General features: G+C 60.9%; 13 protein-coding genes. 11 read left to right on the forward strand and 2 right to left on the reverse strand.

Features of this window, described 5'->3' with window-relative positions:
* Positions 1-89 precede the first annotated feature (89 nt).
* The 4 genes from glyA (at position 90) to ABS758_RS07760 (ending at position 4,344) form a co-directional block, all read left to right on the forward strand.
* A complete protein-coding gene (gene glyA, locus ABS758_RS07745) occupies positions 90-1,364 on the forward strand; it encodes a serine hydroxymethyltransferase (protein ID WP_350381571.1) in 1,275 nt (424 codons plus the stop codon).
* Between the two features lie 7 nt (positions 1,365-1,371).
* Positions 1,372-2,631, forward strand: coding sequence for an MFS transporter (locus tag ABS758_RS07750; RefSeq protein WP_350381569.1), 1,260 nt, complete (start codon positions 1,372-1,374; stop codon positions 2,629-2,631).
* A gap of 154 nt (positions 2,632-2,785) precedes the next feature.
* Positions 2,786-3,007 (forward strand): DUF2249 domain-containing protein, encoded by a 222-nt coding sequence (locus ABS758_RS07755; protein WP_350381568.1) that lies wholly within the window; start codon positions 2,786-2,788, stop codon positions 3,005-3,007.
* 2 nt (positions 3,008-3,009) lie between these two features.
* On the forward strand, positions 3,010-4,344 hold the full coding sequence (locus ABS758_RS07760; RefSeq protein WP_350381567.1) for a hypothetical protein: 1,335 nt from the start codon (positions 3,010-3,012) through the stop codon (positions 4,342-4,344).
* Here ABS758_RS07760 and ABS758_RS07765 read toward each other — a convergent pair.
* On the reverse strand, positions 4,332-4,982 hold the full coding sequence (locus ABS758_RS07765) for a Crp/Fnr family transcriptional regulator (protein WP_350381566.1): 651 nt from the start codon (positions 4,980-4,982) through the stop codon (positions 4,332-4,334). The genes ABS758_RS07760 and ABS758_RS07765 overlap by 13 nt on opposite strands.
* Positions 4,983-5,048: 66 nt before the next feature.
* Between ABS758_RS07765 and ABS758_RS07770 the strand changes: the two genes are divergently transcribed.
* Positions 5,049-5,414, forward strand: coding sequence for a YbaN family protein (locus ABS758_RS07770; RefSeq protein ID WP_350381564.1), 366 nt, complete (start codon positions 5,049-5,051; stop codon positions 5,412-5,414).
* Here the strand turns inward: ABS758_RS07770 and hemN are convergent.
* Positions 5,406-6,866 carry an oxygen-independent coproporphyrinogen III oxidase gene (gene hemN / locus ABS758_RS07775; protein WP_350381562.1) on the reverse strand — a complete coding sequence of 487 codons (1,461 nt, stop codon included), beginning with the start codon at positions 6,864-6,866 and terminating at the stop codon, positions 5,406-5,408. The genes ABS758_RS07770 and hemN overlap by 9 nt on opposite strands.
* 174 nt (positions 6,867-7,040) lie before the next feature.
* On the opposite strand from hemN, the gene ABS758_RS07780 reads away from it, so the two are divergent.
* From ABS758_RS07780 to mnhG, 6 genes are read left to right on the forward strand one after another with little or no spacing between them, the layout of a single operon-like run.
* Positions 7,041-9,947 (forward strand): monovalent cation/H+ antiporter subunit A, encoded by a 2,907-nt coding sequence (locus ABS758_RS07780; RefSeq protein WP_350381561.1) that lies wholly within the window; start codon positions 7,041-7,043, stop codon positions 9,945-9,947.
* 2 nt (positions 9,948-9,949) lie between these two features.
* Entirely contained in the window at positions 9,950-10,291 is a 342-nt protein-coding gene (locus tag ABS758_RS07785) for a Na+/H+ antiporter subunit C (protein WP_350381559.1), read from the forward strand.
* Complete coding sequence (locus ABS758_RS07790) at positions 10,288-11,913, forward strand: monovalent cation/H+ antiporter subunit D (protein WP_350381557.1); 1,626 nt, start codon at positions 10,288-10,290, stop codon at positions 11,911-11,913. The genes ABS758_RS07785 and ABS758_RS07790 overlap by 4 nt, the downstream gene beginning before the upstream one ends.
* Positions 11,910-12,401, forward strand: coding sequence for a Na+/H+ antiporter subunit E (locus ABS758_RS07795; RefSeq protein ID WP_350381555.1), 492 nt, complete (start codon positions 11,910-11,912; stop codon positions 12,399-12,401). The genes ABS758_RS07790 and ABS758_RS07795 overlap by 4 nt, the downstream gene beginning before the upstream one ends.
* Positions 12,398-12,682 carry a K+/H+ antiporter subunit F gene (locus ABS758_RS07800; protein ID WP_350381553.1) on the forward strand — a complete coding sequence of 95 codons (285 nt, stop codon included), beginning with the start codon at positions 12,398-12,400 and terminating at the stop codon, positions 12,680-12,682. Before ABS758_RS07795 ends, ABS758_RS07800 begins: the two co-directional genes overlap by 4 nt.
* Positions 12,679-13,020, forward strand: coding sequence for a monovalent cation/H(+) antiporter subunit G (gene mnhG / locus ABS758_RS07805; protein WP_350381551.1), 342 nt, complete (start codon positions 12,679-12,681; stop codon positions 13,018-13,020). Before ABS758_RS07800 ends, mnhG begins: the two co-directional genes overlap by 4 nt.
* Positions 13,021-13,065: the final 45 nt, after the last annotated feature.

The following is a 13,065-nucleotide window of genomic DNA, read 5'->3' on the forward strand; positions in this document are numbered from 1 at the left end:
AGCGAGCCTGACAGATCGCACCGACCTTAACCAGCGTCGCACGCGCATCGAACGCGCACAGCGATGCCTGCCTCATTACGGGAGACACCATGTTTTCAGAAAACGAACAGATCCAGGGTTTCGACGATGCGTTGTGGTCAGCCATCGAAGCAGAGCATCAGCGCCAGGAGCAGCACATCGAACTGATTGCCTCGGAGAACTACACTAGCCCCCGCGTCATGCAGGCTCAGGGAACCAGACTGACTAACAAATACGCCGAGGGTTATCCAGGCAAACGCTATTATGGCGGCTGCGAATACGTCGATGTGGTGGAGCAGTTGGCGATCGATCGGACCTGCGAACTGTTCAGTGCCGATTGGGCCAATGTGCAGCCCCACTCGGGCTCCCAGGCAAATGCTGCGGTCTATCTGGCCCTGCTACAGCCGGGCGACACGCTGCTGGGTATGAGCCTAGCCCACGGTGGCCACCTGACTCATGGCGCCAAGGTCAGTTCCTCGGGCCGCCTGTACAACGCCGTGCAATACGGCCTGAGCGAGGACGACCAGATCGACTACGACGAGGTCGAGCGCCTGGCCCTGGAGCACAAGCCGAAGATGATCGTGGCGGGCTTTTCCGCCTACTCGCAGATCCTCGACTTTCCCCGTTTTCGTCAGATTGCCGATCAGGTCGGCGCGCTGTTCATGGTAGATATGGCGCACTTTGCGGGGCTGGTTGCCGCGGGCCTGTACCCCAACCCTGTGCTCCATGCCGATATTGTCACGACCACGACACACAAAACCCTGCGCGGTCCGCGGGGTGGCCTCATCATGGGCAGAGCCAATCCGGACATCCAGAAAAAGATCCAGTCAGCGGTGTTCCCTGGCGCCCAGGGAGGCCCCCTGATGCATGTCATCGCCGCCAAGGCGGTTGCCCTGAAGGAAGCCATGCAGCCAGAATTCCGCCAGTATCAGCAACAGGTGCTGGATAACGCCAAGGCGATGGCCGAGGTTTTCGTTGCCCACGGCTTGCGCATCGTGTCAGGCGGCACCCACGACCACCTATTTCTGGTGGATCTGTCGGCCAAGGGGATCACCGGCAAGGCTGCGGACGCCGCACTGGGGGCTGCCCACATCACCGTCAACAAGAACGCAGTCCCCAACGACCCGCAACCGCCGTTTGTCACTAGCGGCATCCGGGTTGGATCCCCAGCAATCACGACCCGCGGCTTTCATGTCGAACAGGCGCGCCAGTTGGCCGGCTGGATGTGCGAGATCCTGGATGACCTGGACAACCAGGAAACCATTGCCCGAATCCGCAAACAGGTCATCGAACTGTGCCAACGCTTCCCGGTGTACCGCACATCCCCCAAGCCTGTTACGGCATGATAATTTCATGACCCCCGACGCGGTCGACACGACCGGCCAGTCCTGCAGCGCCAGCCAGCAGACGCGGTTGTGCTTGGCTTTGTTCGCAGCAGCATACACGGCGCAGACAGTCTCCCCGGTGATGCTTTTCTACACCATCGATCTACGCCTATCGACCACTGATCTGACGCTGTTCTTTACTGTCTATGCCGTCGGTCTGATGCTGGCCTTCCTGATCGGGGGGCCCCAATCAGATCGACGAGGCCGCAAGGCTGTGATCCTGCCATCGGCTGGCCTGCTGCTGCTGGCTGTCCTGGCCCTGATGGGCTCGGCGGTCTGGGGCAAGCCAATGATTCTGGCTGCGCGATTCACCCAAGGCGTCGCCAGCGGCGCCCTCTTTACTGTTGGCACGGTCTGGCTGCGTGAAATGGCGGGCACCCGCAACGCCGCTCGCGCGTCGATGTTGGCCAGTGGCGTCATGGCGTTCGGCTTCGCCATCGGGCCCTTCGTCTCTGGCGTACTAGTGCAATGGCTGCCCTGGCCCAGGCTGCTGTCATTCATGATCGCTCTGGCCATGGTGGCGGGCGCCATCCTGATTATCCGCACCTTGCCCGAAACATGGACCGTGGGCCAGACTTCCCGGATCCAGATAGGCCTGCCACCAGGAACCGCCGCAGGATTCTTTTGCTATCTCATTCCCTGCGGCTTGCTGGTCTACACTTTCACGATGCTGTCGCTGATCGCCTTCCCGATTCAATTGGGCAAAGCTGGATTCGCGCAGATCTATTTCATCCTGGGGCTCAGCGCCCTGATCGTGCAGGGGTTTGCGGCATCCGCCACATTCTGGGCGATGCGGCTGGGGCCGGTACGTGCCGGCTGGATTGCTGGCTTGTGCGGTGCGGCCGGCTGCGCCCTGGGCTATCTGTCAGTTCAACCCGGTGGCTGGCTCTGGGTACTCCCCGCGTCGGCCGCCATAGGGCTGGCTAACGGCCTATCAATGGCCTCTGGCGTGGCGGTATCGGATCGCCTGGCCCCCCCAGGCCAGCGAGGGGCATTGATTTCGATGTTCTACGTGATCGTCTACCTGGGCTATTCCAGCCCGACGATCCTATCGCTGATTTGGGGGAAGCAGACGATGGAACGGGGCGACACCTTGATGATCCTGGGCATATGTGCCCTGGCGATGACAACCGTCATTGCCACGGCTGGCCGGCTGGCAATACGAAGCCGCCCGGTCGGTATGCCCGCTGACGCCCCGGCAACCGGAGCAAGGCCGTCAGACGCCTGAGGGATGCCGCCACCACATCGCGCATAGTGGCTCTAGGGTGAAACTGCCATTTCGACGGAATCCAACTCAACCGAGAAACGTCACTTGACACACGGTTTCCCGCAGACTGAGGCGACAGATCGTGTAAGGTACCGGCTTCAGCCACGAGGTAATCATGAACCACCCCGACATCACCCTGGACGTACGGACCCTGCCCCCACCCGAGCCACTGGAACAGTGCCTTGAGGCGCTAGCCGACCTGCAACCCGGCCAGCATCTGATCCTGCTGATCGATCGTGAACCCTACCCACTGTATACGATGCTGGATCGCGACGGCTTTCAGCATAGCTGTGTGCTGCTGGAAACCTACTTTCAGGTCACCATCTGGACTGACTAAGCATGCAGCGTGCACTGGATTTTGATAAAACTCCTGCGCTGAGTGTGCCGCTGCCGTTTTTCCTCAATGTCCCCGCGTTTGGGATACTGGCGGGTCTGTTGGCCATATGGGCCGGCCCGGCCGTCTTCACCTCGCGCTGGAGCCCGGCTGCTCTGGCCCTTACCCATCTCTGGACACTCGGTATATTGGGCAGTGCCATGCTGGGCGCCCTACTGCAGATTCTGGCTGTCGCGTGCAATGTCGCGGTTCGGCCGCCACAGGCCGTAGCCGCCAGCGTCTGGGTATTGTTCACCGCCGGCACAGTATGCCTGGTGGCTGGATTCCTCTGGTGGGCACCCTGGGCATGGATCAGCGCCGTCATTCTGCTGGGTGTGGCCTTTAGTGTGTACCTGGGCGCCATGGCCTGGGCGCTGTGGCAAGACCGCGGCCAGGTGTACAAGGGCGCACGCGAAATCCTGGTGCCCATCCGCGGGGCCCTGGTGGCGCTGGCCATCACGGTACTGATCGGGATGGCCATGGCTGGGGGCCTTGCCGCAGGCCACGGGCCGTCCGTCTGGGTGGGCAGCCATCTTGTGTGGGGTTTGCTGGGCTGGGGCGGGCTGCTGCTGATGGGGATGTCGTTTCAGCTGCTGCCGATTTTCCAGCTCACCGAGCTCTATCCCAAACCGCTTGTGCGCTGGCTGCCGTTGCTGATACCGGGCCTGCTGGCCGCCTGGACAGCACTGGATGCATCCGCCGGACTGCCCTCACTGATGCGCGAAACACTTGAGCTGTTGCTGGCGGGGGCCTGGACCATCTGGGTGGCCGTCTCTTTGCAGCGCCTCTGGACACGCAAACGCCCGACACCCGAGCCCACGTCTCTTTTCTGGATCACCGGACTGGTGTGCCTCTTGCTGTGCGCACCCGTCTGGATCTGGATGCGGCACGGCCAGGCGCCTGAGGCCGCCCGAGTGCTGGTTGTTCTGATCGTGGTGGGCGGGCTGGGATCCGTGGTGCAGGGCATGCTGTACAAGATCATGCCGTTTTTACTGTGGAAACACGCCCAGGATGCACGGGTGATCCCCAGCCACAATCCTGCCCTGGCCCGGGTTTACCTAAAGATATTACCCAAGATGGCCAGCTACATACCGGCAAACCCCGCCCGCTGGCAATGGGGGCTGCATGTGCTGGTCATCATCAGCTATGTGCTGGCCACCACCGGCCTGGTATGGGCGGGCTACGCAGCCGGCCCCTTGATGTTGGCAGCCAGCCTGATGCTGGCCATCAATATGGGGCGCGCACTGCACCTGTACCGGCGCACCGGGCAGGCCATGTGGGCAATGGCTCAGGCGCGGTAATTTTTCAGGCCATCTGCATCCAGCACCGTAAACTCGCGCCCGTGCACCCGGATCAGATCCCGCTCGCTGAGCTCGCGTAATACTCGGGAAAAGTGCTCGGGGGTGAGATTGAGACGCGACGCAATCACCGACTTGCTGATTTCGATGCGAAACGGCTCTCCAACCTGCCCGGGCCAGTGGTGCAGCAAAAATGACACCAGGCGCTGGGCGCCGGTTTGCAGTGTGTAGGCCTCGACGTCTCCCATCAGCGCATACAAGCGCCGGCTGAGCCCTGCCAGCATCTTGCGCGCCACCTCAGGATGGCGGTCGATCTGTGCAAACAGCGCATCACGCCCCACATGCAGCAGGCGGCTGTCCTGTAGAGCTTGGGCGGTGACGATATAACGCTGACCCATAAACATGAGCGCCTCGCCAAACCCATCCCCCGGGCCGATCAGACGCACCACGCGCTCGACCCCTGAGGCAGACACAAAGACCAGCTTCACCTGTCCTTCGACCACCACATGGAACCCGACACAGGGATCACCGCGCCTGAAAATGATGTCTCCACGGCCAGCGATGACTTCGTTGGTGCCCCGGGCAATGGGTTCGAGGTCTGCGGTAGGCAGCTCGTTGAACAACGGCACGCGCCCCAGCATATAGGCAATCCGCTGAGTGCGGTCTTTTGGTACTGCCCGTGCGGGATGGTCTTTATAATCCGGATTATGGTCCGCGCCCTGTTTACCGTCGTTGGCATGCTCTCCCTGGCTCTGGGTGTGCTGGGGATTTTCTTGCCCCTTTTGCCCACTACGCCCTTTTTGCTGTTGGCGGCCTTCTGCTTTTTGCACGGTTCGCAACGCATGCACCACTGGCTGATGTCCCATCGTATTCTGGGTCCTTATATCCGCGATTTTCAGTCGGGGCGCGGCATACCCTTGCGCAGCAAATGCATAGCGCTGGCACTGATGTGGCCTTCACTGGCCCTCTCGGCATGGCTGATGCCAGTGCCGTGGGCACGCTGGTTGCTGCTGATCCCGGGGATCGGCGTCACCATCTACCTGTGGCGCCTGCCCACCCGACCCTCAGATTAGTTTCGAATACGTGGCCACCCGTGGGCGGCGTACATACTGATCAAACACCATAGCAAAGGCGCGTACAAACACGCGCCCACGGGGCAGCACCCGCAACCCGGTGGTGTCGCGCGCCAGCAGGCCGGCCTCGACATACGGCTGCAAGCGCTCGAGCTCGGGGCCAAAACAGGCTTCGAAGGACTGCCCGTGACGCTGTTCGAAGGCTTCGAAATCAAGCGGCATGCTGCACATCAGCGCCATGATGACTTCGCGGCGGATGACATCCTCGACGCCCAGATCGAAACCTTTTGCAGTGGGCAGTTCGTTACGTGCCAGGACATCGGTATAGGCATTGAGCGAATGATGGTTCTGCACATAGGCGTTGTCGATCTTGCCAATGGCCGAGATGCCAAAGCCGATGAGATCGCACTCGGCACGTGTGGTGTAGCCCTGAAAATTGCGATGCAGGCTTTGATGAAGCCGGGCCTGATTGAGCTCGTCGTCGGGCTTGGCGAAGTGATCCAACCCAATATAGAGATAGCCCGCTGCCAGCAGGCGGCGCACGGACATCAGAAAAATCTGCAGGCGGGTATCGGCCGAGGGGAGGTCTTCGGCACGGATCAGCCGCTGGGACTTGAAGCGATCAGGCAGGTGGGCGTAGTTGTACAGCGCAATGCGATCGGGGGAGAGCTCGATGAGCTGATCAAGCGTCCGGCTGAAGCTGTCGAGCGTTTGCAAGGGCAAGCCATAGATGAGATCGGCGTTGATGGACTGAAACCCGTTATCGCGGCTGGCCTGCAAGGCCTCGCGCACCATTTCGTAGGGCTGGATACGGTTGACGGCCGCCTGCACCTGGGGATCGAAATCCTGCACACCAAAGCTGGTGCGATTAAAGCCCAGGCCGGCCAGCATGGCCAGGGTATCGGGATTGACCGTGCGTGGGTCGATCTCGACGCCAAGCTCGGCATCCGGCGTAAATTGGAAATGGCTGCGGATGTGATCCATCAGCGAAGTGAGCTCGGCGGCACTGAGAAACGTGGGCGTACCCCCGCCCAGATGCAGCTGCACGGTTTGGCGTGCGTCTCCGAGATACCCACTGACCAGTTCCATCTCGTGGAACAGAATATCGAGGTATTCGGCTGAACGGCTGTGATCTTTTGTGATGATCTTGTTGCAGCCGCAAAAATAACAGAGAGATTCGCAAAACGGCAGATGCACGTACACCGACAAGGGCGCCGGTTTTGCGGCCGCTGCCCGGCGTGCCAGATGCTGGCGATAGGAATCTGCCGGATAATCGCGCAAAAAACGATCGGCCGTGGGGTATGAGGTGTAACGTGGCCCCGACTGATCAAAGCGCCGGATCAGGACTTCGGAAAGTTCGAGATCGGGAAACAAGATGGCCTGATCATCAGACAACGACTCAGGCTGGCCTGGCTTTCTGGTGTGGTCAAGCGCTTGGGTGGGGTGGGTCATGCTTTAATCTCCGGGACGCCGGCCAGTACCTTTTGGCGGTGGCCGATACGGCGTCATTGTCGTGCATCCGATGGCATTGTCGAACGAAAAGTCGGCATCCTGCTTGATCCAGGTCAAGTGTGAAAGATCGCGTATCATACTGACATCCCCCTGACACCCGCTTCTTGGCCTTCGATGCTGTTAATCCTGATCCTGGCGATCCCGTTCGTTGGCAGCTTGTGTACTGCACTGCTGCCGTCCAATGCGCGCCGGGCAGGTGCCTGGATTGCGGGCGGCTGTGCCCTGGCCAGCCTGCTGCTGACGCTTTGGCTGACACCCGAGATCGCCAGCCAATATATTCTCAAAATTACGGTTCCCTGGATACCCTCGCAAGGGGTCGACATCACCTTGCGTATGGACGGCTACGCCTGGCTGTTTGCAATCATTGTCTCGGCCATGGGCGCACTCATTGCCCTCTATGCTCATTACTATCTCTCCAGCCAGGATCCTGTCCCCCGGTTCTTTGCCTTTTTGCTCAGCTTCATGGGGGCCATGCTGGGCGTGGTGCTGGCAGGCAACCTGATTCAGTTGCTGGTGTTTTGGGAGCTTACCAGCCTGTCTTCCTTCATGTTGATTGGCTACTGGCAGCACCGTGCCGATGCCCGGCGCGGGGCGCGCATGGCCCTGCTGGTAACGGGGGGTGGCGGGTTTTGTCTGTTGGCCAGCATGCTCATTATCGGCCACATTGTCGGCAGCTACGATCTCGATGCCGTGCTGGCTGCCGCCACCGAAATCCGCACCCACCGCTGGTACCCGATTCTGCTGGTGCTGCTGGCCCTGGGCGCACTCACAAAAAGCGCCCAATTTCCGTTTCACTTCTGGTTGCCCAACGCCATGGCGGCCCCAACACCTGTTTCGGCATATCTGCACTCGGCCACGATGGTCAAGGCCGGGGTATTTTTGCTGGCCCGTTTCTGGCCGATTTTCTCGGGCACCGACTGGTGGACATGGACGATCGGTGGCGCAGGCCTATGCTCATTGGTACTGGGGGCCTACGCAGCAATTTTCCAGCGCGACATCAAAAGCGTACTGGCGTATTCCACCATCAGCCACCTGGGGCTGATCACCCTTCTGCTGGGCATGAACAGCCGCCTGGCACTGGTGGCTGCGGTGTTTCACATGATCAACCACGCCACCTTCAAGGCGTCCCTGTTCATGGCGGCCGGGATCGTCGATCACGAAAGCGGCACACGAGACCTCACCCGCCTCTCGGGCCTGCGTCACCTGATGCCGCTGACGGCAACGCTGGCCATGGTGTCGGCAGCCGCAATGGCCGGGGTGCCCCTGCTCAACGGCTTTATCTCCAAAGAAATGTTTTTTGCCGAAACCATCTTCGCCACCGGGCATGGCATTACCCGCTGGGGATTGCCGGCAGTAGCCGTCATTGCCGGCGCATTCAGCGTCACGTATTCGCTGCGGCTGGTGATGCAGGTCTTTTTTGGCCCTGTGGCCACAGACTTACCCCGCACACCACATGATCCCGCCCGCATGATGCTCATCCCCTGCGCCGTGCTGGTACTGATCTGCCTGGGCGTCGGGATTTTCCCGTCCTTCACGCTAGGCCCCACCCTGACACTGGTGATGCGCGGGCTGCTGGGCGAAGACGTGCCGATCTACAACTTGCAACTCTGGCATGGCATCAACCTGCCGCTGGTCATGAGCCTGATTGCCCTGGCGGCTGGTGTTGCCCTGTACGCCGCCCTGCGCCGGCGCGACACCCTGGCGCCCGGCCGGGTTCCCCTGATCTACCGCCTCGACGGACGCCAAAGCTTTGAGTGGCTGCTGGAAGCCACAGATACTGCCTCGGCGATCTTGCTGCGCTACCTGCACAGTGCACGCCTTCAGCCGCAGGTATTGCTGCTGGTTGTCTGCACATTGGGGGTGGCCTGCCTGCCCTTGCTTAGCGGCGGATGGTGGTCGCAGATAGAACTCACCAATACTCCGCTGCAGTGGTCGTTTGGCTTGATGTGGCTGGCCGGTGGCGCCTGCGCCATCGCTGCCGCCTACCAGGCCAAATACCACCGCATGGCCTCATTGATGCTAGCCGGCGCCACCGGCCTGATCACCTGCGTCACATTTGCCTGGCTGTCCGCCCCCGATCTGGCGCTCACGCAGTTGTCGGTCGAGGTGGTGACCACTGTCTTGATTTTGCTGGGGCTGCGCTGGCTGCCACCGCGCATCGAAGAGTTTCCCGCAGCCACCTGGCAGCGTGCCCAATGGCGGCGCATCCGCGACCTCGTCGTGGCCATCGCCGGCGGCACAGGCCTGGCCATCCTGGCCTATGTGATGATGACACGCCCGGACGTGCAACCGCGCATCTCCGAATTTTTTGTCGAACAAGCCTTGCCCCTGGGTGGCGGCGCCAATGTGGTCAATGTCATTTTGGTTGACTTCCGGGCCTTTGATACCTTCGGCGAAATCACCGTGCTGGCCATTGTGGCCCTAAGTGTGTACGCTTTGCTGCGCCGCTTCAGGCCCCCGGCAGAAGCCCTGATCGTGTCATCCAGGCAGCAGGCCCTGCGCGCGCAACCCAACGAGCACGAACCCAACCTGAATGCACCGCTGCCCGATGGCCTGATGCGCATCCCCGCCGTACTGGTCCGCCTGATGCTGCCGGTCTCCACCTTGATCTCCGTGTATTTTCTGTTGCGTGGCCATAACTTGCCGGGCGGCGGATTTGTGGGCGGCTTGGTGATGGCCACCGGGATCATCCTGCAATACATGGTGGGCGGCACCCTTTGGGTCGAGGCCCGCCCCCTGATCCGCCCGCAAGCCTGGATTGCCCTGGGGCTTCTGGTGGCAGGTGGCGCCGCCATGGCCGTCTGGTGGGCCGGCCAGCCACTGCTATCCGCCTATACCGCCGACATCACATTGCCGCTGGTGGGCACGGTTCATTTTTCCAGCGTGCTAGCGTTTGATCTGGGCGTCTATATGCTGGTGGTGGGCGCCACAATCTTATTTTTGGTGGCACTGGCTCACCAGTCATTGCGCTTCCATCGCAAGCTCACAGAGCCCACCGACAGCGTACTGAAGGACGCTTGACGATGGAATGGATATTGGCACTGGCGATTGGCGTGCTGGCAGGATCAGGGATCTGGCTGCTGCTGCGCCCACGCACCTTCCAGTTCATTATGGGCCTGGCCCTGATGGCCTATGCCGTCAACCTGTTTATCTTTGCCATGGGGCAGTTGCGGCTGGATGCCCCCCCGGTCATCGACCCGCACTGGGCAGACCCCGCCAGCTACACAGACCCCTTGCCCCAGGCCTTGGTGCTCACGGCCATCGTCATCGGGTTTGCCACTACCGCCCTCTTTTTGGTGGTGCTGCTGGTGGCACGCGGGATGAATGATACCGATCACGTCGACGGCGAGGAAAGCCGGCCATGAGCTTCTGGATGCAGCATCTACCGGTTCTGCCAGTACTGATTCCGCTGTTGTCAGGCGCCTTGATGCTACTGACACGCGACAGCCAGCGCACCTTGCGTCTGGCGCTTGCCGTACTGTCGCTAAGTCTGCTGGCCTTCAGTGCCCTGGCCCTGATCCGCGCCACACAAGGCATTGGGGGTTCAGTCTGGCCACAAGATATCGGTGTCTATCGGCTGGGCAACTGGCCAGCGCCGTTTGGCATCGTTCTGGTGGCCGACCGTCTGTCGGCCCTGATGCTGGGCCTGACCGCTGTGCTGGGCAGTTGCACCTGGGTATATGCCACCGCGCGCTGGGATCGCGTGGGCAGCCATTTTCATCCCCTGTTTCAGCTGCAGCTGATGGGCCTGAACGGCGCCTTCCTGGCGGGCGACCTCTTCAACTTATTTGTTTTTTTCGAGATCCTGCTGACTGCCTCGTATGGTCTGATGCTGCACGGCTCGGGCAAATATCGGGTGGGCGCGGGCCTGCACTATATCGGCGTCAACCTGATCGCCTCCTTTTTGTTGCTGATCGCCATCGCCCTGATTTACCGGCTGACCGGTACCCTGAACCTTGCCGATATTTCCTTACGTGCACAGGCACTTGGCGGCGCAGACCGACAGCTCTTTGACAGTGCCGCCGCCATTTTGGGCATCGCTTTTCTGATCAAAGCCGCCGCCTGGCCGCTTAATTTCTGGTTGCCCAACACCTACTCGCAAGCCTGCGCACCGGTAGCCGCCCTGTTTGCTCTCATGACCAAAGTGGGCATCTATGCCTTGCTCAGAATCGGCTCTTTGCTGGTACCCGCAGGCGCACCCGCAGCCTTCGGTGGCGCCTGGATGTTTCCGGCTGGCATCGCCACACTGGTATTTGGCGCCTTGGGCATGCTGGCCAACAGCGAGCCGCGCCGGATCGCCGCTTATGCAATCATCACATCCTCAGGCACGCTCTTTGCAGCCCTGGGAATGCCGGGCGTCACCCTGACCGGGCCAGCGCTCTATTACCTTCTTAGCTCGGTGCTGGGGCTGGGCGCCTTATTCTTGTTGCTCGAACTCACCGAGCGCAGTCAATCGTTTGGCGCCAATATCCTGGCCATCACCCAGGAGGCCTTCGAAACCGACACCCCCGACGAAGCCAGCCTGTCAGAACAGGTGGTGGGCACACCGCTGCCTGCCACTATGGCCTTTCTGGGCCTCAGCTTTTTTGCCTGCTCGCTGCTGGTCATCGGCCTGCCGCCGCTGTCGGGGTTTGTGGCCAAGTTCTCGCTGCTGTCGGCAGCCCTGCGTACAGCCGAGTTCGGCACACCCGCCCTTAACGTCTGGCTACTGGTGACAGCCATGCTGGGCTCGGGGTTTGCCTGCCTGATGGCGCTGGGCCGGTGCGGCGTACGGCTCTTTTGGGTGCCGGATGATCTGCACGTGCCCACGCTCAAGCTCAGCGAAGTCGTGCCCATTCTGTTTTTGCTGGGTGCCTGTGCCGCACTGACCATAGAAGCCGGGCCGGTGATGAACTATCTTGAGTCCACGGCACAGTATCTGGACCAACCTGGCCTGTATGTCCAGAACGTGCTGGATTCTGCCCGCTACGCCGGAGCCCGGCCATGATCAAACGTGTGCGTGCCTACTTACCCATGATCGTCCTGCTGCTGGTGCTTTGGCTGGTGCTTAACGATTCTTTGTCCAATGGACAGATGGTGCTGGGGCTGCTGATTGCACTCGCGATCAGCCTGTTGGCGCCCATCCTCAGGCCCGTACGCTCACGCCTGCGTCATCCTTTGATTGCACTGCGCCTGATCGGCCACGTGGCCACCGATATCCTGTACTCCAATTATCAGGTCAGCCGCCGTATTTTGCAGGGTGCTGCTGCCAGCGCCCAACCCGGCTTCCTGGATATCCCCCTGCGCATTCGCGACCCCCACGGCCTGGCCGCCCTGGCCTGCATTGTCACCTTTACGCCCGGCACGGTCTGGGCAGGCCACAACCCCGAGCGTAATCTGCTCACATTGCATGTGCTTGATCTGAGCGATCCAGCAGGTTTAACCCGGATCATCCAGAATCGCTACGAAAGCCCCTTGATGGAGATTTTCCAATGAGCGCACTGATCGTGTCCTGGGCGGGCAGCTTTGCCCTCCTATGTTTTACGCTGGGACTGGCCTGCGCCGTCCTGCGCCTGATTCGCGGCCCACGCGCCGAAGACCGCATCCTGGCACTCGACACCCTGTATATCAATGGCATGCTGATTTTGCTGGTGCTGGGCCTACGCTTCGAAGCAGGCCTCTACTTTGATATCGCCCTGCTCATCGCCCTGTTCGGTTTTGTGGGTTCGGCGGCCCTGTCCAAGTTTTTGCTGCACGGCGAGGTCATAGAACCATGAACGCGCTGCCGCTTTGGGTCGCCATCCTGGTGGCATTATTGATGGTGCTGGCAGGTGTGGTGACGCTGATTGGCTCGATCGGTCTGTTGCGTCTGCGCAGTTTCAACGAACGCATGCACGCCCCTACCCTGGGCACCACCCTGGGCACCTTTTGCATGGTATTGGCGTCTACTTTAGTGGCCAGCTTGCTGCACGGCCGGCCTATTTTTCACGAATGGCTGATCAGCCTGTTTTTGTTCATGACGGCACCGGTAACAGCCATTTTACTGATGCAAAGTGCCACACAACGCCACCCGGCCAAGCGCTCACAGCCCCCAAACGACCCCCCTTCCCCCTAAGCCAGAACAAATTTGTAACATCGACATAGGGGCAAACCCGTACAC

The sequence above is a fragment of the Castellaniella sp. FW104-7C03 genome, from assembly GCF_040276085.1.
Classification (GTDB): domain Bacteria; phylum Pseudomonadota; class Gammaproteobacteria; order Burkholderiales; family Burkholderiaceae_B; genus Castellaniella.